This is a genomic window from Bartonella kosoyi, from assembly GCF_003606325.2.
Classification (GTDB): domain Bacteria; phylum Pseudomonadota; class Alphaproteobacteria; order Rhizobiales; family Rhizobiaceae; genus Bartonella; species Bartonella kosoyi.
The window spans coordinates 1,162,194-1,184,068 of the sequence record NZ_CP031843.2 but is presented as its reverse complement, the minus strand read 5'-3'; the positions used below and the strand labels follow the sequence as shown (position 1 = coordinate 1,184,068).

16 protein-coding genes are annotated in these 21,875 nt (G+C 36.8%); 4 read left to right on the top strand and 12 right to left on the bottom strand.

Translation table 11 applies throughout. The features are described 5' to 3' along the window. Positions 1 to 232: 232 nt before the first annotated feature. Entirely contained in the window at positions 233 to 1,123 is an 891-nt protein-coding gene (locus tag D1093_RS05145; RefSeq protein ID WP_120101094.1) for a metallophosphoesterase family protein, read from the top strand. Between the two features lie 1,413 nt (positions 1,124 to 2,536). Here the strand turns inward: D1093_RS05145 and D1093_RS05140 are convergent. The 12 genes from D1093_RS05140 to D1093_RS05085 form a co-directional block, all read right to left on the bottom strand. After that, positions 2,537 to 3,382 (bottom strand): outer membrane protein, encoded by an 846-nt coding sequence (locus D1093_RS05140; protein ID WP_120101092.1) that lies wholly within the window; start codon positions 3,380 to 3,382, stop codon positions 2,537 to 2,539. A 783-nt stretch (positions 3,383 to 4,165) separates the two neighbouring features. Then, positions 4,166 to 7,111: a bifunctional [glutamine synthetase] adenylyltransferase/[glutamine synthetase]-adenylyl-L-tyrosine phosphorylase gene (locus D1093_RS05135; protein ID WP_120101090.1), complete on the bottom strand. Its 2,946-nt coding sequence runs from the start codon at positions 7,109 to 7,111 to the stop codon at positions 4,166 to 4,168. Between the two features lie 74 nt (positions 7,112 to 7,185). Continuing rightward, positions 7,186 to 8,568 carry a sensor histidine kinase gene (locus D1093_RS05130; protein ID WP_120101088.1) on the bottom strand — a complete coding sequence of 461 codons (1,383 nt, stop codon included), beginning with the start codon at positions 8,566 to 8,568 and terminating at the stop codon, positions 7,186 to 7,188. After that, positions 8,565 to 9,251 (bottom strand): response regulator transcription factor, encoded by a 687-nt coding sequence (locus tag D1093_RS05125; protein WP_120101087.1) that lies wholly within the window; start codon positions 9,249 to 9,251, stop codon positions 8,565 to 8,567. Before D1093_RS05125 ends, D1093_RS05130 begins: the two co-directional genes overlap by 4 nt. 81 nt (positions 9,252 to 9,332) lie before the next feature. Next, positions 9,333 to 10,844 (bottom strand): Do family serine endopeptidase, encoded by a 1,512-nt coding sequence (locus D1093_RS05120; protein ID WP_120101085.1) that lies wholly within the window; start codon positions 10,842 to 10,844, stop codon positions 9,333 to 9,335. A gap of 172 nt (positions 10,845 to 11,016) precedes the next feature. Beyond that, on the bottom strand, positions 11,017 to 11,487 hold the full coding sequence (locus D1093_RS05115; RefSeq protein ID WP_120101083.1) for a cytochrome c-type biogenesis protein: 471 nt from the start codon (positions 11,485 to 11,487) through the stop codon (positions 11,017 to 11,019). Position 11,488: 1 nt separating this feature from the next. Next, positions 11,489 to 13,468: a heme lyase CcmF/NrfE family subunit gene (locus tag D1093_RS05110; protein ID WP_120101081.1), complete on the bottom strand. Its 1,980-nt coding sequence runs from the start codon at positions 13,466 to 13,468 to the stop codon at positions 11,489 to 11,491. A gap of 7 nt (positions 13,469 to 13,475) precedes the next feature. After that, on the bottom strand, positions 13,476 to 13,955 hold the full coding sequence (ccmE, locus tag D1093_RS05105) for a cytochrome c maturation protein CcmE (RefSeq protein ID WP_120101080.1): 480 nt from the start codon (positions 13,953 to 13,955) through the stop codon (positions 13,476 to 13,478). Between the two features lie 248 nt (positions 13,956 to 14,203). Continuing rightward, positions 14,204 to 14,980 (bottom strand): tetratricopeptide repeat protein, encoded by a 777-nt coding sequence (locus D1093_RS05100; protein WP_120102342.1) that lies wholly within the window; start codon positions 14,978 to 14,980, stop codon positions 14,204 to 14,206. 290 nt (positions 14,981 to 15,270) lie between these two features. Next, entirely contained in the window at positions 15,271 to 16,689 is a 1,419-nt protein-coding gene (locus D1093_RS05095; RefSeq protein WP_120101078.1) for an ATP-binding protein, read from the bottom strand. Continuing rightward, positions 16,686 to 17,354: a response regulator transcription factor gene (locus D1093_RS05090; RefSeq protein ID WP_120101076.1), complete on the bottom strand. Its 669-nt coding sequence runs from the start codon at positions 17,352 to 17,354 to the stop codon at positions 16,686 to 16,688. The genes D1093_RS05095 and D1093_RS05090 overlap by 4 nt, the downstream gene beginning before the upstream one ends. A gap of 18 nt (positions 17,355 to 17,372) precedes the next feature. Then, positions 17,373 to 17,609, bottom strand: coding sequence for a hypothetical protein (locus D1093_RS05085; protein ID WP_120101075.1), 237 nt, complete (start codon positions 17,607 to 17,609; stop codon positions 17,373 to 17,375). A 347-nt stretch (positions 17,610 to 17,956) separates the two neighbouring features. On the opposite strand from D1093_RS05085, the gene D1093_RS05080 reads away from it, so the two are divergent. Genes D1093_RS05080 through D1093_RS05070 form a run of 3 tightly spaced genes read left to right on the top strand, consistent with a single transcriptional unit; the run spans position 17,957 to position 21,253 of the window. Next, positions 17,957 to 20,107 (top strand): transglycosylase domain-containing protein, encoded by a 2,151-nt coding sequence (locus D1093_RS05080; RefSeq protein ID WP_120101073.1) that lies wholly within the window; start codon positions 17,957 to 17,959, stop codon positions 20,105 to 20,107. Positions 20,108 to 20,124: 17 nt separating this feature from the next. Next, entirely contained in the window at positions 20,125 to 20,721 is a 597-nt protein-coding gene (locus tag D1093_RS05075) for a DUF1214 domain-containing protein (protein WP_120101071.1), read from the top strand. Beyond that, positions 20,714 to 21,253 carry a DUF1254 domain-containing protein gene (locus tag D1093_RS05070; protein WP_120101069.1) on the top strand — a complete coding sequence of 180 codons (540 nt, stop codon included), beginning with the start codon at positions 20,714 to 20,716 and terminating at the stop codon, positions 21,251 to 21,253. The genes D1093_RS05075 and D1093_RS05070 overlap by 8 nt, the downstream gene beginning before the upstream one ends. Positions 21,254 to 21,875 lie beyond the last annotated feature (622 nt).

Below are 21,875 nucleotides of genomic sequence, written 5' to 3'. Positions count from 1 at the left end.
AAATTTTATGACTATTCTTTTAAAATTTATCCTATCATACAAAAGACATATCGGTTTCTAGGAATGCTCTGTTGTATTGCCCTATTCTTTTTCATAAAAAATATAATAAAACATCAATTCTTTCCAATATTTTTCAATAGGCTATTTTTCATTTTACAATCCTTCTTGCCTTTCAGCATAAACTTATCTTATGCTTATTCTTTAAATCCTTTTTAATACTCTACGAGATTTTATGTTTTATCTTGCCCATATATCGGATATACATCTTTCCCCTCTCCCGAAACCTTCCCTTTTTGAACTTTCTGGAAAGCGTCTTACCGGTTACTTAAATTGGCAAAAAAAACGTAAGAGTCAAATGGCAACAAATGTCCTCGAAACTTTAATAGATGCCTTGAACAAAACAAAGCCTGATCATGTTGTGATCTCTGGTGATCTTGTGAATCTTGCTCTTGATAAGGAATTTGAACAGGCGCGTCGTTGGCTCATGACCTTAGGACAACCTCAAGATATTTCTTTGACATTTGGAAATCATGATGCCTATGTCCGCGGAGCCCTCCAAAAAGCATGTATGCTCTTTAAACCTTGGATCACAGGAGACATACCTCAAAAAAGTACCTTTCCGTTTCCTTATATGCGCATTCGCGAAGATGTCGCCATCATAGCTGCTTCTTCAGCCATTGCGACTCCACCTTTTCAAGCTTCTGGTTATTTTGGTAAAATGCAAGCGCAAACGTTACCGCACTTTTTAAAAGAAGCAGCACAGCGCAACCTTTTTCGTGTTGTCATGATCCACCATCCCCCTTTTCCCAAAGCAACATCTTGGCATAAAAAACTACGAGATACAAAACGTTTTCTAGAGGTTATCAAACACCACGGTTGCGAACTTATTCTTCACGGGCATACTCATTTACCCACATTGAAGTGGATTGAAGGACCAATTAAAAAAATTCCTATTGTTGGTGTTCCTTCCGCATCACAAGCTTTTGGTGATAAAAAACCACCCGCAGGTTTTAACTTATTTTCCATTGAACGCTTACAAAATCAATGGCACTGTCAATTGCAACGTTATAGCGTTATCAGCCCCCAAAACGAAATCGCTTGTACTGAAACAATTAATCTTTAAACACTTCTAAAGTTGTCAAAAAAACAAAAGACGAAAATATTTTCACTTCATATCCTCCCTTTCATAAATCATAATTTTATTGCCCTCCTTCTCTTAACAAGAAAAAACTCTACCTTCTTTGTCGACGGCTCAATTTCTCTCAGAGAGCTCCATTGGCCACCCCTCTTATGTGGCTCACATTACAAATTCATTGGTTTACTTCTTTCCCATTCTTAAGAACGAAGCTTTCTCACCTATCTGATCTAGCAATAATCCGGATTATTTTCGTACGGATTCCACCTGCTGATTGCGCATATGACTTAACTTCACAAAGTTCTACAAACCTTGCCATTACACTTCATCGCGCACTCTCTCTAAAGGATCTCATAGGAAAAATTCTCATCCCCCTATAATCATGATATTTTATAGGATATAGAGAGGCGCATTTAGCTTCCATGCCTAAATATCAATGACGATAAAAAGCCCAATAATAACTAAAACATATAATTTCAATAATCCATCCCCCCTGTAATTCATAAAAAATGATATTGATTTATGGCAAATAGATTTGAAATGCCCCCCTACCATTATACGTGACAGTTATTATCGAATATTTGAAAAATTTATAAAAAATCATAGCTTCTCATTTAATAATAAACATAGAGAATAATGCTTTTTATGTCTCGATAAATTTCTAATTTTCTATCTATTTTTTCCTATAAATCATTTTATAAGAATCTTTATTATTATTGTATTATTATCTATAATAAAGCATGAATTATCTAATAATAATAAAAAATTATAATATGAATTTTTATTATTATTGGATTTATTTTGTGGATATGATTTTATGCGATTTTTTTATTATTAAATAAAATATTTTATGATAACGTAAAATAGAAAATTTAATTTTATAAGAGGTCTTTCAAATACAAGAGAGTGTTATTGGATTGCCTATTCACGCGCTTATTTTAAAGAACATCTTTGCTACTCAACCCCTTTCACAACGGCTCCTATGAATGATTTGATGGCAAAGTCCCATTAAGCCGCATATCTTTGCGTTTATGAAGAAGAAATTTGCTACCATTACACATTTTGCCCCCTAATGTTGGGACAATCTTTAATGCTTGAGATAGTTCATAAAAAATATTTTTATTCTTTCCTTAATGTTTTTATACGCACAGGCTTTCCTAGCCTGTAACGTACAGACAAATGATTTTGATTGTTTCGACGTGGAATAGATTTTAAATGAGAGAATTCTACCATATTCTGAATTATTTTCCACATGAAATAGTAATTTGTTTTTATAAATCAAACTATTGTCCAAATAAAATAGTACCTCTCCTCAGTAGAGGAGTATTTATCAGTATCTATTTGAAAAATAAAAGCCTCATTTTAAAATGAGGCTTTTAAATTGTTTAATTCTGCAAAAAATTAAAATTTATAAGCGACCCCCACACGAAAGTCGTTTGTCTTGTAGTCCATTTCAACTTTATCTTGCACAAATTTCTTCTTACCAAAATCTGAATAACGATATTCTGCACGCAAAAGAATATTATCAGTCATTGCAAAATCAACTCCCCCACCAAGAGTATAACCAATCATGGTCTTTTTTTCATCATGCACCAAATTAGACGAATCAACTGCTTCTCTAAGTGCTTCTCTAAATCTGCTATCAACAACGAACCCAAAAATATTCTGAAGCTGCGTATAAGCAATTCCACCGGAAAGATAAGGCATCATACGCTCAAGCGCAAACCCAACTTTTACCCGTGTAGCACCAGACCATTTTTGTTTTAAAGTATGACTTATACCTTTAATAAGTGATTCTGAAGATTCCTCGTCATCAGAAACCCTCGTTAAACTTTTTGTTTTTGAAGATTGTGCTGTTTCTCCAGCTTGACTGTTTTGAGGTATTGGGATGTCTTTCGTGTGCTTTTTATTAGACCACATAATATCCGTCTCAACACCAATAATAAAACCATTATCGATATCAATATTGGAACCTGCATAAATTCCCCCTATAAAACCAGAAAGTTTAGGTAAATTCTCTTTCGGAAGAGCCTCCCATTTTCCAGCAGTCTCATCTATCAAATAATTCACAGCAGTTTTACTTGAAAAGTTACCAATCTGTCCTCCAATATAAAATCCTGTCCAAGAAAAAGCAGGCACTGTAATAACAGGAGCATGTTGCTCAGGAACAATAGCATCTGCTGCCTGTAATACAGAAATTGACATTAAAGAAAAGATAGATGTTGATATTAAATACTTTTTAATCATAATTGCTCCCCTAAAAGCTAATTTGAACGTAAATAATGGTGGATGTTTTCACATTTTTTGCAAAAAATCTATAGCAAAAATGACACAATTATAAAAAATTAAAGTTTATATTTAAATATTAAATTATTTTACTAATAAATAATATTGTAAAAATTTTTAAATACTCTTTATATTTCTCTTTATTTATTTAATCTCTATTAGCTTTTATAGATTCATATTTCACATTATTATCCAGTATTATATCAATAATTATAAAATTAATTTTTGAAAAACCAGATAGATAATCAATAAAACTTTTTGTCTTATTTGCTTAAATATCTTCGTAATATTCGTGTTATAAGAAATCATATACAGCCATAATCTTTATAAGATTTTATCTAAATCTGTGTGATAAAAACACTCTTGCACACCTTCTTGTGTTGAAGATCTCTCAATTCATAAGTGTATCTGATAGACTGATGCTTTATAAATGAGCCATATGCTTCTATCATACCCATAAGCTAGGCTCTCAAAAAGAGTATTATTTACTAAAAGCCGTCATTCCATTGCTTTTTGTATGAAGAATAATGCCTAGAATAAGCTCATTTAACAGAAAAATTCTTTGACCACACTTGAGAAATGAATAGAGAAAATTTTTCACTCTCTAAAGCTCTCAAGCGTATAATGAAATATCAAAAGTAATATATAAAAAGGGAATGAACAGTTTTTATTATTCTATAATATCCGTTTAGTTTTTATCTGAAATTACATTCAATACTTTCATAAAAGCATTATAAAAGATATTTAATATTTTATAATTTTTGTAAAAATTGAACAGACCAATTGCCCAGTTTCTGCAATTAATTTTTCAACACGAAGCAAATCAGGTTCCCCAACGCTCTTTAACAAAAGGTCACTTAATCCAGGTGGCATATCATTGGGATCAAGGGGATCACTTAAGCAAAGCCGTATAATTTGACTCAAATTTGTATAGAGACGATAGGCATAATGTAAATCAGCAATACATGACTGATTAAGAAAACTACTTGGTAAGTGATCTAAAATATCGACTGTCGTCGCCCCAATTTGAAACTCAATGACATGCGTAATAAGAGAAAATTGAGCGATAAACTCCAAATCGACAATGCCACCAGACATCGTTTTAAAATCCCATTGATTTTTTGGCGGCTTTTCTTTTGCAATCAAAGAGCGCATTTCATATACTTCTTTTGCAACTTCGTTCTTATTACGAGAAAGAGCAATAATTGTACACACTTCATTTTCTAGTTTTTGTAAAAAATCAGGATCTCCTGTAATACCTCGAGCCCTTGTTAAAGCAAGATATTCCCATATCCATGCTTCTTGACGATAATATTTTTTAAAAAATGGAAAAGAAACAGCAACAGGTCCTTTATTGCCTAAGGGACGTAACCTTAAGTCAACGGTATAAAGAACACCTTGGCTTGTAAGGGTAGATAAAGCAGAAACAAAACGCTGTGCTAAACGCGTATAATATTGAGAGATGTAAAGAGGCTTTTCTCCATCAGATATTTCTGCACCATCATCGTGTTCATAAAGCAACATGATATCAACATCCGAACCGGCTGTTAATTCACGACTTCCAAGCTTTCCCATTCCCAATATGCCAACACGCCCCCCTTTAATACAGCCATGAAGACGAGAGAACTCCTCTTGAATGGCAGAAAATGTTTTTGTAATCATAAGATCAGCAAGCGCAGTAAAAGCAAAACCTGCTCTTTCTCCTGTAATTGTACCATTCAAAATTCGAATACCAATCAAAAAACGTTGCTCATCTGCAAAAATCCTTAAATGGTCCAGAATGTTCTCATAAGAGGAAACATCTTCAAGAAAATATTCAAGCCGTTTTTCTAAATAGGTTTTTGTCGGCAATTCTGAAAGAATATTAGGATCTAACATTCCATCAAAAACATGAGATCTGCGTGTAATGATTTCCGCAAGACGTGGCGCAGCCCCCATGATCAAGACAAGCATATCTAAAAGGGAGGGATTAGACTGCAAAAGACTAAAAAGCTGAATTCCTGAGGGTAAGCCCTGTAAAAAACGATCAAAACGCAACATCGCCTCATCAGCTCGTTTTGTTGCACCAAAAGCTTTCAAAAGAGCTGGTGTTAATTCTGTTAATCTCTCACGCGCTTCAGCGGATTGCGTTGCTTTATAACGACCACAATGGAGGGTGCGCATAATACGACAAATATCACTCGCTCTTTCAAAACCTAAACGGCTTAATGTTATTAATGTCTCCGGATCATCTCTTTCTCCTGTAAAAACTAAATTGCCAGTTTCTAAACCGAGTTCTTGTTCATTCTCAAACAGTGCTGCATAGTGTTTTTCAACAACCTGAAGTGTTTTTAATAAATCACGGATAAAACTGCTCCTGTCTTGATAGCCCATTAAATAAGCAATACTTGTGAATTGAGAAATATCATTTGGAAGAAGATGCGTTTGTTCATCCGCAAGCATCTGAATACGATGTTCCACATTTCTTAGAAAAGCATAACTTTTTATAAGACTATCTCTCGTTTCCTCACTAATCCAACCAAGCGTATGAAGTTCTGCTAACATTGCAACTGTCTGACGTCCACGTAATTGAGGAAAACGTCCACCAGCAATAAGTTGTTGTGTCTGGACAAAAAACTCAATTTCACGAATACCACCACGACCTAACTTTATATTATGGCCATAAGCCGCAATTTGATCGTAACTTTTATGCGCATGAATTTGACGTTTGATCGAATGAATATCAGCAATCGCAGCATAGTCTAAATATTTTCGCCACACATAGGGAAAAAGCTCTTTAAGAAAGTGAAAGCCTGCTCTCTTATCGCCGGCCACTGGACGTGCTTTAATCATAGCGGCTCGTTCCCAATTTTGTCCACGCCCTTCGTAATAACGCAAGGCAGTCCTTACTGGTAAAGCCAAAGGTGTTGATCCTGGATCTGGACGAAGACGAAAATCAAGACGAAAAACATATCCTTCCGCAGTGCGCTCTTGAATGATACGGATTAATCGGCGTACCATTTTAGAAAATACGTCGACACTTTCAGAAAGATTACCAATATGAGGGGACGTTTCATCAATGAAAACAATAAGATCAATATCAGAAGAATAATTAAGTTCTCCTGCTCCTAATTTTCCCATCCCCAAAATGATTAAACCACAATCTTTTTCTGGATTCTCGCGACTCAACAAATTGATCTTACCATGATCATGGGCTTCTCTTAAGAGAAAACGCAATGCTACACCTAATGCCGCTTCACCCAAACGTGTCAACCAAGCACATGAAACTTCGTAAGTAAAAACACCACTCAAATCAGCTAAAGCAATGAGGACATGCACCTCTCGTTTTTTGCGCCTTAAAGCAGCCATCAATGAAGTTTCATTGATAGATTTATCCTGATCAATAACCGTAATATCATCGATAATTTCGCTTATCCTTGTTTCTATATCAACATACAATAAAGGACTAAGATATGATGGATTGGCAATTAAAACATCACGCAAAAAAGGAGATAAGGTCATAACTGAACGGATAAAATTAATCTGCGTTCCATTCTCTGAAATGATGGAAACAAGCGGTTCTAAACCTTCTTTCCTCGCTTGTTCTTTTATATCTTTTAACCATTGGGAACCACTTTCATTGAGAGGGCATAAAGGGAGAAGCTGTGTTTTTAAAAAAGCTTGTTTCGTCTGATCTCCCTTGAAAAGCATTTTGCCTTCCTTATCCATTGCATTATACTTTTAAAATAGTCGTTCCGTGTGAAAAGAAAAAAGTGAAAAATATCTTAAGGAAATAACAAAACAGCTCTAAGTCCTGGATTTGCATTTTCAAGTAACAATTCACCCCCGTGTAACTTCATAACTGCTTTTGCTATACTTAAACCAATCCCAAAACCAGGTTGTGTACGGCTTTCTTCAAGACGAACAAATCGTTCTGTTACTTTTTCACGTTTATCCTCTGCTATTCCTGGACCATTATCGCTTACAATAACTAATAAATGTTCATCACGATATTCCATTGATAAGCAAACCTTCGCTTTCCCTCCATCTTTAGATGCATATTTAATCGCATTATCGATAAGATTAAAAATTGTTTGCGCAACAAGCTCACGATTTAATTTAAGCTCTTTATCAAAGATATCTCCTAACTGAAGTAAAACACCTGACTCTTCAGCAAAAGGTTCGTAAAGCTCAACAGCATCTTCAAGGATCAGTTTCATATTCATCATCTCAAGATGCTCAATTGCACTGCTTGCTTCAATGCGCGAAATCATTAAAATCGCATTAAATGTACGAATCAGTTGATCTGATTCAGCAATAACACTCTCAAGAACCTGACGATATTCAAGCTTTGTCTTGTTTCTCGTAAGCGCTTCTTCAGCACGATTTCTAAGACGCGTTAACGGTGTTTTCAGATCATGAGCAATATTATCTGATACTTGACGTAAACCAATATTTAACTCTTCAATGCGGTCTAACATCACATTAAGATTTGTTGATAATCGATCAAACTCATCACCTACCCCAGAAACCGGTAAACGCCCACTGAAATCACCATCCATCAAGCGTCGTGATGCCGCTGTTACCTGATCAATTCTTTGTAAAGCTCTTCTGCCAACAAAAAACCATATGAGTAAAGCACCTCCCACCATTGCAGCAAGTGCTATGATTACAGCTTTACGAATAACCGCCGCAAAACGTTCGGGCTCATCCAAATCGCGTCCTATAAGAATCTTCATAGCATTAGGTAAATCAAAAACAACCGCTAAAGCGCGATGTTCACTTGTTTTGCCATGTTCTCCAAAACGGGAATACAAAAAGGAAGTAGAAATAAAACCATTCTGTCGCAAAAGACCTAATTCAATACGTGCTACATTGCCTGCTAAGATACGCCCCATAGGATCCGTAACAAGATAAAGAAATGCCCCAGGTTGCCTTGAACGATAATCTATCGTACGCATTAATAAAGAAAGCCCCCCATAATTATAAGCATTTTCAATATACTTTAATTCTTCATGTAAAGCCTGTTCAGTCTGCTCTTTTAACAGTGAAGCAGAAAATGCTGTCATATAAATAGAAAGACCTGTTGCCACCAATCCAAACAATAAAATGTAAAGTGCTGAAAGCCTTAGCGCAGTCGTGCGCATTATATTAATCAAACGATTCATGCTTTGTTATCTGGTGCTTTCAGCATATATCCAGCACCACGCACCGTATGAAGAAGTGGAACATCAAAGTCTTTTTCAATTTTGGCTCTCAAGCGCGATATATGAACATCAATGACATTTGTTTGCGGATCAAAATGATAATCCCAAACATTTTCCAAAAGCATCGTGCGTGTAACAACCTGCCCCGCATAGCGCATTAAATATTCAAGGAGACGAAACTCACGTGGTTGCAATAGAATGTTTTTATCACCCCGTTTTACCGTATGGGCTAACCGATCAAGCTCAAGATTGCTTACGCAATAAACAGTTTCTGCTTCTTTAGGATTCTTCCGCCGTTGTAATACTTCAACACGCGCAAGAAGTTCAGAAAAAGCATAAGGCTTTGTCAAATAATCATCCGCTCCTGCACGCAAACCCGTCACACGATCATTGACTTGCCCTAAAGCTGAAAGAATGAGAACGGGTGTTTCATTGCCTTTAGCACGCAATTGTGAAATAATAGAAAGCCCATCACGATGCAAAAGCATTCGATCAACAACCATAACATCATAATTTTCTGTTTCAGCTAAAGCGTATCCCGTATCACCATCATAGGCAACATCAACGGAATGCCCGACCTCCGAAAAAGCTTTTTCGAGATAACGTCCTGTTTCACGATCATCTTCGATAACGAGTATTTTCATAAAACACATCTCCGTTATTTTTATAAAATTGCATTGTAGGACAGAAATCTACAAAATCTCTGTCCCACTCATCATAAAGTGCTATTTTTTGAAAATTGGAAGAGCGACAAAACGATTTTGATCATTTGTTCGCACTTGTAGGAGAATAGCTTTTCGCCCTAGTTTTTGGGCATTCTTGATTGCATCAGTAATATCAGAGGTTTTTTTAACAGATTTATTATTCACTGTTACAATGACATCACCTGGGCGGATTCCCTTATCTGCAGCATCTGAATCCGAATCCACATCTGTTACAACCAATCCTAAGCCATCGTCAGAAGGAGAAACAATTAACCCATAATCTTCCAATGTTTCATCTGAATCACCACGTTCATTTAAATATTTTGAACTTTCTTTCTTCCCTTCATCTTCAGGCATTGCAGCAAGTTTAACTTTGATCTTTTCCTCCTTACCGGATCTCAAAATCCCTAAAGTCACGGTGTCTTCCGGACTCATATTTGCAATACGCTTTGCCAAGTCACGAGAATCATTAATTTTCTCATCATTTACTGAAATAATGACATCACCTGCCTTGATACCAGCCTTTGCTGCTGGTCCTTTTAATGGATCCGTAACCAAAGCACCTTTCGCTTCTTGCAAACCTATCGAATCAGAAATTTCTTTCGTTACTGGTTGAATCATAACTCCAAGCCAACCACGTTGAACTGAACCTTTTTCGATAAGTTGTTGCACAACCTGTTTCGCTGTCCCTGCCGGAATAGCAAAAGCGATCCCCACATTCCCTCCTGAAGGAGAAAAAATCGCTGTATTAACGCCAACAACTTTGCCATTCAAATCAAAAGTTGGACCTCCGGAATTTCCTCTATTAACAGCAGCATCAATTTGAATAAAATCATCATAACTACTGGTACCAATATCTCGTCCACGGGCCGAAACAATCCCTGCTGTCACAGTTCCACCAAGGCCAAATGGATTACCAATAGCAACAACCCAATCACCAACGCGAAGCTTTGAATCATCTCCAAAATCAACATAGGAAAATTTTCTTTTGTCATTTACTTTTAGGACTGCAAGGTCAGTTTTTGGATCTTTCCCAATGAGCTTTGCATTCAATTCTGTACCATCATCAAGAACGACAGAATAACTTGTGCCTTCAGAAATCACGTGATCATTGGTTACAATGTAACCATCAGACGAAATAAAAAAACCCGATCCAAAAGCGATAGGACGGAGTCTTTGTGAATGATGGGGAAATTTATTTTTAGGCTTATCAAAATCATAAAACTCTTTAAAAAGCCTTTTTAAAGGATGTTGATCGGGTAATTGATCAATCCCTGGACCACTAAAAAAGTTGCTAAAGAACCAATCTTCTTTCTTTTTATTGCTCTTTACTTGCACCGCAACAACCGCTGGTTTCACTTGAGCAACGATATCTGCAAATCCCTGTTGTTGCACTAACGAAGTAAATACAGAACTTGCATGAGCCTTTGTCGTCCATAAGCTTGCTGTACATCCACTAAAAAACAGTGCACTCTCCAATACTGCGGAAAAACTTACTGCGACAAATGTTTTAAAGAAAGTTTTTTTTAACATTTACTCTATGCTCCTATTCAATCATACTTTCTATCCCAATCTGATCACCTATAAAATACCAGACCTTACCGTTTTCTGTCTAAATTGTTAAAGTTTTGTAAGATTTTAGTATCCACCAATATCATTTACAATAAGGTTGATTGCTTATTGCAGATGAGCTAATTTTTTCCCTCTATGTAATATCTTTTTGACTACAATAGCGTTTTTGTCTGTTTTTCCCCGTTGCATCTACAATCATTATTTTCTCAGGCTTATACCGTTTTAACTGGAAAAATATGACACTTGCACCAATGATGATAATCATCAAAGGTGAAAACCATAAAAACCAAGTTGTTTTATTCAATGGCGGTTTTAAGAGAATGAATTCACCATATCGCTCAACAAGAAAGTCAATCACTTGCTGATTGCTATAGCCCATTTTTAATTTTTCCCGAATTAAAAGCCTTAAATCACGTGCTAGAGAAGTATCTGAATCATCAATTGATTGATTTTGACAAACCGGACACCGTAAATGCGATGAAATATCTCGTGCACGCCTTTCAAGAACTGTATCCTTTAAAATCTCATCCGGCTCTACTGCTATCGCTAATCGAAAAGAAAACATTGCGATTAAAAAACATAAAAGCCAAAGATTTTTTTTCATCTCAATGTCCTCTCCTAAAATTTAAAGTAAGCAACACCCTCTTGTAGGCTCCAGTGCGAAACCAATATCCCAGAAGGGAAAAACATCCGCCCATAGCCATCATGAATGCCCCTAACCAAATACATATTATATAAGGCTTCCACCATATATGCACAACAAGACCCCGATTATCGAGATGTCCCGGCACAATATAGAGCTGTGATAAGCCATAACTTTGAAGACCAACTTCCGTTGTTGATGTATTTTGGCTTGAATAAAATCGCTTTGAAGCTGTGATATGGCCCACGATTTTTTTATTTTCATATATTTTAAAATAAAACTCCATTGCCGAATAATTCGAACCAAAACGATTATCCACGGCATCAAAATGAAGTGTTTTATCCGCTATCGTCACCCACTCTCCTATGTTCATGGTTAAAATGCGTTCTTGCCCAAAACTTGCCACACAAATAATACCGAATAATGTAACGCCTAATCCCATATGCGCCATTGCTGCACCAACAACCGACCATGGTAATTTTATAAATCTCTTAACCCGCCCCCCAAAAGTTACCTTGTGATATCCACTCTTTCCCCACAGATCCGCTAAACTGCCTAAAAAAACAAACGCTGAGAGTCCAATGCCTAAAACTGCAAGAATATCACGCACCGATGTCGCGTAAAATATTATAAAACAGACGATACCAACCAAGACAAAAACAAACCACAACCGTTCAAAAACTGCGAGAAAATCCCCCCGTTTCCATGCCATCATTGACCCAAACGGAACAAGCAACAACAGCAAAAGCATGAGTGGTCCACAAGTGAGGTTAAAAAAAGCAGCCCCTACAGAAATTTTTTGCCCTGTTAGCATCTCAATAAAATAAGGATAGAGCGTACCAATCAATACTGTGGCTGTTATTGTTGTCAGTAATAAGTTATTTAAAACAATAAACCCTTCGCGCGAAATTAGCTGAAAAAATCTTTCTGTTTTTAAAAGAGGGATGCGTAAGGCAAAAAGAAGAAAAGCGGCTCCCGTAGAGAAAAATAAAAGTGCAAGAATTGCTTGCCCTCGCGCTGGATCAAAAGCAAAACTATGAACAGATATTAAAAGACCAGAGCGAACAAGAAATGTTCCTATCAGAGAAAGAGAAAAAGTCAGCAATGCTAAAAACAAAGTCCAACTTTTCAATATTCCTCGTTTTTCAAGAACAAGAGTACAATGTAAAAGAGCTGTTCCGGAAAGCCAAGGCATAAACGAGACATTTTCAACAGGATCCCAAAACCAATATCCTCCCCATCCTAGCTCATAATAAGCCCAATAGGAGCCAACCATAATCCCCAATGTCAAAAAACACCAAGAAAGTAGAAGCCAAGGACGAACCCAATGCGCCCAAATCCTATCAATATGCCCGATAATCAATGCTGCAACGGCAAAAGAAAAGCAAAGTGAAAAACCAACATAACCTAAATAAAGGAGAGGAGGATGGATCGCTAATGCGATATCTTGTAAAAGAGGATTGAGATCTTTTCCCTGTAATGCTGGTGGATTCATACGTAGAAATGGGTTGGATACAAAAAGAATCAATAAAAGAAAAGCGCTTGTAATCCAACTTTGGCAAATTAAAATAAGTGTCTTAAAATCTTCTGGCAAATCTTGGCTAAAGAAGGCCACTAATGCACTAAAAAAAGTAAGACTTAAAATCCATAACAACATAGAGCCTTCGTGGTTGCCCCAAACACCTGTGATTTTGTAGAGCATCGGTTTTTCTGAATGAGAATTCTCAACAACATTCAAAACAGAAAAATCAGAGACAACATGAGCGTAAATCAGCACTAAAAAAGAGAAGAGCAATAATGTAAAAGTGATATATGTGAGAGGGATAGCTGTTTGCATTAACAAACGCTTTTTCTTCCAAAAACCTAAAGCAGGTAAGAAAGCTTCTAATAAGCTTACGGCAAATGCAGCGGCTAAAAAAATATGACCCAGTTCGACAAGCACAATCGAATTATTTCTCCATACTGTAATGTTTTTTCAAGCGATCTGCGGTTTCTTTAGGCATATAAGTTTCATCATGTTTTGCTAAAATACGCGTCCCTATAAAAAAATCCTGTTTATCGAAATACCCTTCGACAATTACCCCCTGACCTTCACGAAAAAGATCCGGTAAAATACCATTGAAAATCACTTTTTTATGTTTTGTGTTATCCGTTATAAAAAAAATAACACCACTCTCTCCAACATATTGAACGCTCCCCTTTTCAACAAAGCCTCCCAAACGCAAAGGGCGCCCCGTTAAAATATCTTCTTTTGTAATTTCAGAGGGCATTCTAAAAAAACTGACCGCATGACGCATTGCATATACGAGGAGGCTTGCTGCAATTTCCATAACCAAACAACACAATAAGATGATCCGTAAGCGCCTTTTTTTTCGCTGCTTTAAAATAAGCTTCAACGAAGCAGAGTTCTTTAAAGATTGATTGTTCATAGACACTCTACAAAAAAATTTTAAACACGTTCTATAAGCATCCATATTTTATTTTTTTTAAGAGCTTTGCACATCTTCTCTATAGGTGCAACTTTTTATCCAATACCTCACCTTTGCCAACACGCTTATCAATATTTTCCTCCTTTTTATTTACTCTATACCAACCTGTGCCGCGCTCTTGATATTCTTCATTTCTGCTCTTCAACCTCCTTTACCTATCCCTTCCTCTTCCAGAATGATCACTTCTCTTATCTTTCTAATTGACGACGATCACTTTTCTTTGTCGGTTCACTTGATGAATCACGTAACTGTATCATCATTTTTTCAACCCGTGAGCGTCCTGCAAAATTTTTAGGCATTGTATCAAGAAAACTTTGTAAAAACTGCACTGCCTGCGCCGTTTTTCCAGCTTGATGAAATGCATCGGCCAACAAGAGACGCGGATAAAAATCTGTTGGCGCTAAATCTGCTGCTTTTTGAAAAGCCCTTTGTGCCTCTTGCGTTATCACTCCCCCTTCATAACCAACCAATGCTAAACCATATCCTACAAGCCTTGGCGCTGTTTCTCCATTTAAGCGAAGGGCATCTAAATAAGTATTCACAGCTTCTTGAAAATAGTTTTCTTCAAGATACCCTACCGCTAATGCATCGGCTAGCTTACCATCATGAGGAGAGCGAAAAAAAAGTGCTTGCAGACGAACAAGCTTTTCTTGTTGACTTAGAATCTTAGGATCCTTATCCATTAATTCGCTAAAAAAATAACTTTTCACTTCTGGACTTCCTGTCAGTCCATAAATACTCCATGCTATCAGAAGAACAAAAAAAACACTAAAAGCTTTAAGAATATTTCTTTTTTTATCGGACCTATAAAGCTTATGAACATCAACTGTATGCCTATGGCTTTTATAGCCATTCATGATCTGAACTTGCCACTTCTTCTCTCCCCCATCGTCAAAACGGAGTGAAAAAAACAGAATAATTGCCAGAAAAGTGAGAAAAAATGCTGCAAAAATGAGTAAAAGCATATCATTTTTTTCCAATACGAACAGAAGATAACGCGCTTACCTTTTACCCTATTCATGAGATATGAGAAGAGTGATGTGAAATGATAAAAATTCATCTTTTTATAAAAAATATCGTAAAATCTATTGTTCCTTTCTCTCATAGAGATTACTTCTATCAAACAAATAAAAACAAGGCTTTATTTTCATATTTTGATTATAAAGATCTTCTGAAATGCCTCTCTACTTTTTTGTATTTTCTAAATATTTCTTTACACACTTTATAGACATTTCCTATTCAAGAAGAAAATATGTTATTTTCCCATTTTGGGTAATAAGACTTTTGTACACAACCCACCCAAATCAGAACGCGATAAAAAGAGAGTGCCTCCATATTCATTGACCATATCTGAAACAATTGCTAACCCTAAACCTGTTCCCGGTTTACTTTCATCAAACCGTCGCCCTCTTTTTAACGCTTCATCAATTTTATCTTCTGTTAAACCAGGGCCATCATCTTCAACAAAGATACTAAAATATTTTTCTTCTTGAATGTTTTCTTCTAAATAACAAGAGATCAACACCTTTGCGCGAGACCACTGAGTAGCATTTTCAATCAAATTCCCTATAATTTCCTCTAAATCTTCCTTTTCACCAGAAAAAACAATATCATCAATATCCATAATAAATTCAATTTGTTTGTCAGGATTAAGCTTTTTCATAACCCGCACTAAACGATCAACCACACTGCGAACAGATGTATGATAGACAATACTATCGCATTGTGCAGCAATCCGCGCCCGCTGAAGATAACGATTGATTTGAGCTTGCATGATTTGCGTTTGCTCTCTCAACAAACAAGCCTTTTCTCCGCGCATCTTATCTGTCTCATTCATAATCACGGACAAAGGTGTTTTCAATGAATGTGCAAGATTACCAACCTGTGTGCGAAATCGCTCAATAATACGCTGATTATTCTTAATGAGAGCATTCATCTCTTGTGCAAGCGGCATCACTTCGCTGACTAAATCGCTATTCACATAGTGAACTCTTCCTTCTCGAATATCATTCAATGCGCGTTGAATAAGCTTAAACGGTTGAAAACTAAAGAAAATAAGAGCAATATTAATCAGAACACTCCCAATACCAAAACTCCAAAGAAAAATTTGCAAAGTTCGCTTAAATTTCTTTACTTGAGCATGCGCTTCATCAATATTTCCAACAAGCCGAAAACGTGCAATATGATTTTTACTATCAAGAACAACATCACTCTCTATGACTTTTAGCTTTTGTCCATTGTTTCCCTTTATTCGATAAGAGCGAAAGAATTTATTGTCAAAAGGTATATCAACATCGCTGGGTGTAAAGATCTCTCCTGTTCCCAATGAGGGGGAAGTCAATCTTCCTTTTAAATTATGGGATATCGCAACAACTTCCCAATACCATCCCGTTGTTGGATCAGAGTAACGAATATCATCAATCCCAGCCCCTCCTCTCAAAGTGCCTTCTGGGGCTACCGTCACTGTTGCAATCAAACTGTAGAGTTGAGCAGAAAGGATACGCTCTAAGCTTTCTTCAGTTGAACGCTTATAAAATAAAATACTCACTGCAGAAATTGATAAAAGAGAAATAACAACCCATAGAGTTGATAAGATCATAACACGTAAACTGAGCGATCGCGTAATGACAAAAAAGAACTTCTGAAACCAATTATCCTCTTTGAAAACATTCATTCATCACCTAGCGTTCTCACGCGATATCCGATACCTCGAATAGTCTCAATCAAATCCACGCCAAGCTTCTTGCGTAACCGCCCTACAAAAACTTCCACTGTATTTGAATCCTTATCAAAATCCTGATCATAAAGATGTTCGGTCAGCTCTGTTCTTGAAATGACCCTATCACAATGATGCATGAGATAGGACAGAAGTCTGAATTCATAAGAGGTTAGTTTAATCAATTGACCATCCACAAAAACACGGGATGTCTTTGTATCCAACAAAACATTTCCGCAACATAAGGCACTTGTTGCATGTCCTGTCGCACGACGAATAAGTGCCCGCAAGCGCGCCATCACTTCCTCCAAATGAAATGGCTTCACAACATAATCGTCAGCCCCTGCATCAATACCGAGTACCTTATCAGACCAACGATCTCGTGCCGTTAGCATTAAAACAGGCATAGTGCGCCCTTCTTGACGCCATTTTTCAACAACACGAATACCATCAATCTGCGGTAAACCTATATCAAGTATTACCGCATCATAAGACTCTGTGCTGCCTAAAAAATAAGCCTCTTCACCATCGAAAGCACTATCAGAAACATATCCTGCACGTTTTACAGCTTCTACCAATTGATGATTGAGATTTCGATCATCTTCGGCAATTAAAATACGCATGACAACATCTACCAACTGCTAATCGGCGGGAACCACAACCTCAACGCGTCGCAACTTTTCACCATTATGGGCTGGAATAACAACCACAATTGCACACATATCTCTTCCATCCTCAACAACCAGTTTTGAACGGACGAGAACCCCCTCCTCCTGAGTTGCAATCTCCTTACCCACCTCAGCGCAACCAGCAGCCATAACAGAATCGGCACCTAAAAAAGATGCTATTATCACGAACAAGAAATTTTTTTTCATCATCGATATTTCAATAACCTATCTTCTTAATCTTCTGATAAGATAAAAGAAATAATGTCTTTTTTCAGGTCAATTTAAAAACCAAAAATGAAAAATAATTTATCCTCTGTCTTACAGAATAACGTATTAATATTACTCCAAATTTTTAAAAATTCAAAATAAAATATTTTTAATAATGATAATACAGTTTATTGGATAAAATAATAAAAGCTTAATACACAATCTTACAAAAAATGAATAATTCTCCAGTAAACTCTTTTTCTGTAGCACTATAGAAAAAAAATACTTCTACTCCATATCATTTTTATAGATTTGTTTGGTTTTATTGCTTTGCCATAGGTTCTTTTTAAATGTTTAAATTTTTTAAAAAAAAGAAAAGACAACAGCATAAGCCATTTCACAGTCCTTCTCTCATCGAATTAGATGCACGATTAGATACAGCGCTTTATCGCATTCGTTCTGCAAACAGTTTTTTCTGGAGTAAGGCAAAAATCATCTCACAAAATTTTCATCTTCAAGGATGGAAACGCTTTATCGTTGAAGTTTTTGATGAAATACTCACATTAGGGTTGATAGGCTTTACTCTTTTTACTATTTTGGGCATTTCTGTTTTTGAACTAACCAAAACAGATTGGTCTTCTCCACAAAATTTTTCCATTCTTTTTCTCGATCGCTACGGAAATTCCATTGGTCATCGTGGTGCACTGCCGGCGATTTCTGTCCCTGTTGAAGAAATGCCTGACACCGTTATTAAAGCAGTTCTCGCTACAGAAGATCGTCGTTTTTTCGATCATTGGGGCATTGATTTTCAAGGGCTTACACGGGCAATTTCACAAAATATGCAAGCTAAAGGTGTGGTACAAGGTGGTTCAACGCTCACACAACAATTGGCTAAAAATTTATTCTTAACAAACGAGAGAACCATAACACGTAAGATCAAAGAAGCTTATCTTGCTCTTTGGTTAGAGGCAAATTTTAGCAAAAAGCAGATTTTGCAACTTTATCTTGACCGTGCCTATATGGGAGGGAATAATTTTGGTATTGCAGCTGCAGCAAAATTTTATTTTGGAAAAAACATACGTCATATCTCTTTAAGTGAATCGGCGATGTTAGCAGGACTCTTTAAAGCGCCAACCAAATATGCTCCTCATAGTCATCTTTTTGCAGCTCAAACACGTGCCAATGTCGTCCTTTCTAATCTTGTTAACAGTGGCTTCATGACGGAAAGCCAGATTATCAACGCACATCGCCACCCTGCTAGGGCCCTTCCCCAAATAGACAATAATCAACCTGACTATTTTCTTGATTGGGCATTCGAGGAAGTCAAAAAAATGCGTGATCAACTTCCAAGTCATCGTTTAATTATTCAAACAACCCTTGATCCAGAACTTCAAAAAGTAGCAGAAGAATCAATTGCCTATCATTTACATCAATATGGTCAACAATATCGCGTAACACAAGCCGCCACTGTTATACTTGACAATAATGGTGGTGTATGTGCAATTGTTGGAGGAGTGGATTATAAAAAGAGTCAATTTAACAGAGCAACACAAGGCGGACGGCAAACTGGATCTTCATTTAAACCTTATGTTTACGTCACCGCACTGGAACATGGTCTTTCACCTTCAACAATTGTTTTAGATGCCCCTATCAATTGGGGAGGATGGACACCTAAAAATAATTCTGGTCGTTATCTGGGAAAAATTGATTTGGCAACGGCTTTAGCCTTTTCCATTAACACAGTTCCTGTTTACCTCACCTATCAATATCTTCACCGCGATACAAAACCCATTATAGATCTTATCAAAAGTATGGGGATCAACGCGCATATTTTATCACACAAAACGATGGTTCTTGGTACTTCCAACATGACCCCCATGGATCAAGCAACAGGCTTTAATGTCTTTGCGAATGGTGGAATAGCTGGTAATCGTCATGGATTCACACAAATCAGAACACTCGATGGTCATTTATTGTGGGATTTCGAACATAACGGAAAAAAACTACACCGAGTTCTCAGCAGTCAATCAGCAGCTTATATAAACCAAATGATGGTGGGTGTCACAACACGAGGATCCGGTAAGCGTGCTGCTCTACCCATGACACTTGTTGCTGGAAAAACTGGAACATCACAATCCTATCGCGATGCTTGGTTTGTGGGCTTTACGGGTAATTATACTGGCGCAGTATGGATGGGAAATGATAACTTTTCACCCATGAATCGTGCTTTTGGGGGAGGCGTTCCTGCCATGATATGGCATCGCATCATGCTCGCAGCACACCAAAATATCATGCTCAAACAGCTCTATGGTGTAAAAGATTCCCTCCTTTCTTATCAGCCACCAACACTTTCCTCCCATGCTAATTCTGAATTCCCCTCCCCAATGCCCTCTACGATCTCTCCTGAAACATTGAATATCGTGCAATTGATTAACAAAGATCTTAAAAAACAATCTGCAATTTTTTTTAAAATGAAAACAACGGGAGATTCAACATTTTGAATTCAAGATATTCACGAATGCTTTTTAATATTACCATTTTCTTTTTTATCTTCGCGTTTTCGGTTTTATGGGGAATACTGAGCGTCGATTATGTGCTCAATTCCTTTCCTCATTTTGGACGCTTTACAATTGGAAAATGGAGTGCTTACCCACAAGTAGGAACCACCAATATGGATCCTTACACCCGTGCCCGCACTGCCAAACAAGGCATTGTATCACTCGGACGCACTGAAGGTATTAGGTTCCAGATTTGGCAAGATAACCAAGGGCGTCCACTCCACCCTCACTGTCATTATTTGCTTAAAGGCACCATCCCTGAAACTCGTCTTTTTACCCTTTATACAGCTGATCAATCCCTTAAACCCTATACTTCATCGAAAGATATACCTTTTGAACTCCACACAAATGCTATTACTTATGAACATGATGGCTCCTTGCGCATCAATATTTCATCCACACCGCAAGCCGGAAATTGGCTTGCAACCGTTAGTCAAAAAGAATTCGGGCTTATTCTCACCTTATATGATACCTCAATCATCTCAGCAACGGCATTACAACAGCTCACAATGCCCTCAATAGAACAAATCCCATCAGGACAAATAAATTGTGACTAGATTTATTCATACCGCACTGCTCGCCATCATTGGCGCTATTATCGTTCATATTTGTGTTCTCTTTCTGATCCCCACTTGGGCACAAAATAATATATGGACAAGCCTTAAAAAATCTGGAGCCCCTTATCAATTTGTTGATTTACCTCCCGATAATCCTATTCAACAATCTGCTGATCCACTCTTTCTTCTTAAAGTCTGCAGATTTAATCTTGAAAATGGACCTGTTCATTTAAAGGCTTTGAAAACACAACAGTTTTGGTCACTGGCAGCCTACACACACAACGGAATTATTTTTTACAGCCTTAATGACCGAACAGCCCCTGATGCGACACTCGATCTTATCATTGGAAAACCCATACAAATAATAGAACTCAAAAAGTCAAAACCTAAAATAAATGCTAATTCAGTTTTGGTTGCTAAAAATTTAAATGAAGGTTTTGTCATTTTACGTATTTTCGCCCCCTCTTCCCTTGCAAAAAAAGAAAGTGAAGCTTTTCTTTCATCAGCGACCTGCCACATATTTTATGAATAAAAATATCCTCACTTCTCATTTGTGCAACGACCTGCTTTTTAATAAAAACGAAATAAGATCTATCAAAACAGTTATCTTTTTCCTCTATTCAGCGAATACTCGAATTCCGGTTTTTCTGATTTTAGATGCTTAAATTTTTTATTGAGATAGAAAAATATTTTTAATCCTCTCACATAATCCTCTATTAAAATACAAACCACATGTATAAAGAAAAAAGTAGCCTATTAATTAGTAATATAAGATAAAATCTCTGTTTTACATATTCATATTATACTTGCAAAATACTTTTATTTATAATGATAATTTATTTCTTTAACTGTTGAATGAGTGCTCAGAATATCGCAGAATCCTCTCATTCCAAACTTATTCCATATTGAATCAATCAAAACCATGTCTTTTGCACGTCAAAAGCGAGATTGGCGTGTAAATAAAAACTGTACGAGAAAGAACTAAAAATGTCTCTTATGAACCGTCTGCTCAAAAGCTATCGCAACATTGGAGCGAACAAATAGAATGATAATGCTGGTTTTCTTCTTCACAAACGTAAAAGTGGGGATGTTGAATCGCTTTATCGTTATTACCCTTCATAGACACTGTCGCGCAATGAGTGTGACAAGCGTTA